Here is a 2,698-nt window from a genome sequence, read left to right as displayed (position 1 = left end):
GCCTCGGACCATCTGGTCAGCGAGGCGCTCTACCTCACCGACCCTGAAGGCAACGGCATCGAGATCTACGCCGATCGCCGTCCGCAGGATTGGAAATGGAACGGCGACAAGATCGCAATGTCGACCGAGCGGCTGAATCTCCCCGCGGTCGTCGCCAGCGTGCCCGTCGGTGATGCCGGCTGGCAGGGAGCGCCGGAAAACACCATTGTCGGCCATGTCCACCTGCGCGTCGGGCGTCCGGAAGACGCCGAAGCGTGGTGGCATGACGAATTCGGCTTCGACACGGTCGCCAAATATGGCGGTCAGGCGGTGTTCCTGTCCTCCGGCCACTACCACCACCATATCGGTGCCAATTCCTGGCGCAGCGCCGGCGCCGGCCGCCGCGATCCCTCCCGCTCGGGCCTCGCCTGGGTCGAAATGCGCTCGGATAACGTGAAGGCCGAGACGACGCGTGAAGATCCCTGGGGCACGGTGATCAGGACGGTGCCTGGCAAGGCCTGATTAGGCTGCGCCACGCTAGCGGGGCGCCCTTCACTCGGACTCAAGCCTCTCCAAACACCCGCTTGAAGATCGTGTCGACATGCTTGGTGTGATAGCCGAGGTCGAACTTCTCGCGGATCTCGGCCTCGGGCAGTGCCGCTGTCACGTCCTTGTCGGCAAGCAGTTCCTCAAGGAAATCAGCACCTTGCTCCCATACCTTCATGGCATTGCGCTGCACCAGGCGATAGGCATCCTCGCGTGACACGCCAGCCTGGGTCAACGCCAGCAGCACGCGCTGCGAATGCACCAGGCCGCGGAACTTGTTGAGGTTCTTCTCCATGTTCTCGGGGTAAACGAGCAGCTTATCGACGACACCGGTCAGGCGTGCCAAGGCGAAGTCGAGCGTCACCGTCGCGTCCGGTCCGATCATGCGCTCCACCGAGGAGTGCGAGATATCGCGCTCGTGCCACAGCGCCACATCCTCCATGGCCGGCATGGCGTAGGAGCGGACCATGCGGGCAAGGCCGGTGAGATTCTCGGTCAACACCGGGTTGCGCTTGTGCGGCATCGCCGACGAGCCCTTTTGTCCCGGCGAGAAATATTCTTCCGCTTCCAGCACCTCGGTGCGCTGCAGATGCCGGATCTCGACGGCCAGGCGCTCGACCGACGAGGCGATCACGCTGAGCGTAGCGAAGAACATCGCATGGCGGTCTCGCGGGATGACCTGAGTCGAGACCGGTTCCGGCTTCAGGCCGAGTTTCTTCGCCACATGCTCTTCGACATAGGGATCGATGTTGGCGAAGGTGCCGACCGCGCCCGAGATGGCGCAGGTGGCGATGTCTTCGCGCGCGTGCAGCAACCGCTCGCGGCAACGCGAAAATTCGGCATAGGCCAGCGCCAGCTTGACGCCGAAGGTGGTCGGCTCGGCGTGGATACCGTGGCTGCGGCCGATGGTGATGGTATCCTTGTGCTCGAAGGCGCGGCGCTTCAGGGCCACAAGCAGCGCGTCAATGTCGGCAAGCAGGATGTCGCTGGCGCGTGTCAATTGCACCGCAAGACACGTGTCGAGAACGTCCGACGAGGTCATGCCCTGGTGAATGAAGCGGGCGTCCGGTCCGACGAATTCGGCGAGATGGGTCAGGAATGCAATCACGTCATGCTTGGTGACGCGCTCGATCTCGTCAATTTTGCCAACGTCGAATTTGGCAGCGCCGCCCTTCTCCCAAATCGTCTTCGCGGCTTCCTTCGGGATGACGCCGAGCTCGGCCAGCGCATCGCAGGCATAAGCCTCGATCTCGAACCAGATGCGGAACCGGGTTTCGGGCGACCAGATGGCGACCATTTCCGGCCGGGAATAGCGAGGGATCATGGTTTCTTAGTCCTGCTGGGAGAAGCTTTGGCCGCGTCCTAACAGAGGCCGGCTCAATGCTCAACGCCGCCGGCGTGCAAACCAGATGCTGGCGGCGGCAAGTACGGCAAAGCCGAACGGAAAATAGAGCCGGACGCCCAGGACGACGAACTGGTAGAGCGCGGCGAGGACCGTGAACACGAACTCAGACGCCCAGGTCCGCGTGAAGGCCGGCGCGTGCCACTCGGCGTAGTAAGAACGGTATTGCAGGGCAAACAGCCCGCCGGTGAAAGCGAGCGTCGCGCCAAGCAGGCATACGAAAGCTGCGGCGAGCGCGGTTTCCCAGTGGCGGCCGCGCGATACCAGTGCGGCGAACGTCAGCCCGACCGAAAAAGCAAGCGCGCCGCCGAGCGCATAAAGCAGCACGACGAAGCGGGCGCTGTCCGGCGTCTCCCAATAATACAGATTGAGGAAAGTGCTCGCCGCCATCGCAAGCCCCCACAGCAGGGCGCCGACAATTGCCGAGCTTGCTGATGGCAGAGCGTCGCGCAGGCGGTTTGCCAGGCGCAGACGCAAGGAGGCCGGCTGCAGCGACGTTACGGTCACTGGGCCACGTTCCGCGGCGAAAAGCGGTTCGCGTTGCGTGGTGTTGGCAATGCTCCCTGTCTCATTGGCACCATGGCTATCATGCCATGGTGAACAAGACATGCCGCTCGATGCATCCAATCCCGCGGCCGTTTGTTATTGTGGGCGGCCGACAGGGACGCGCGGCCACCCACCGGAGGGACCAGCATGACCGTCGATCTTAGTAAGATACGCGAGCATATGGAAGTAGTCGGCGCCGATGGCGTCCATGTCGGTACCGTCGAC

At 63.3% G+C, this 2,698-nt stretch carries 3 protein-coding genes and 1 pseudogene; 2 read left to right on the top strand and 2 right to left on the bottom strand.

Annotation, left to right across the window (positions count from 1 at the left end; translation table 11 throughout):
* Positions 1-501 (top strand): annotated as a pseudogene (locus tag EOA60_RS27695) (VOC family protein); the annotation flags it as partial.
* Between the two features lie 40 nt (positions 502-541).
* Here EOA60_RS27695 and purB read toward each other — a convergent pair.
* A complete protein-coding gene (gene purB, locus EOA60_RS27690; RefSeq protein ID WP_127334780.1) occupies positions 542-1,849 on the bottom strand; it encodes an adenylosuccinate lyase in 1,308 nt (435 codons plus the stop codon).
* Positions 1,850-1,909: 60 nt separating this feature from the next.
* Positions 1,910-2,398 (bottom strand): hypothetical protein, encoded by a 489-nt coding sequence (locus EOA60_RS27685; protein WP_245479149.1) that lies wholly within the window; start codon positions 2,396-2,398, stop codon positions 1,910-1,912.
* Positions 2,399-2,620: 222 nt separating this feature from the next.
* Between EOA60_RS27685 and EOA60_RS39930 the strand changes: the two genes are divergently transcribed.
* Positions 2,621-2,698: DUF2171 domain-containing protein (locus EOA60_RS39930; RefSeq protein WP_128312219.1), on the top strand; the 78-nt coding region annotated here is incomplete at its 3' end.

The sequence above is a fragment of the Mesorhizobium sp. M1A.F.Ca.IN.020.06.1.1 genome (assembly GCF_004023265.1).
Taxonomy (GTDB): domain Bacteria; phylum Pseudomonadota; class Alphaproteobacteria; order Rhizobiales; family Rhizobiaceae; genus Mesorhizobium.
Note: the sequence above shows the minus strand (reverse complement) of the source record. Positions and strands in the feature narration are given on the sequence as shown.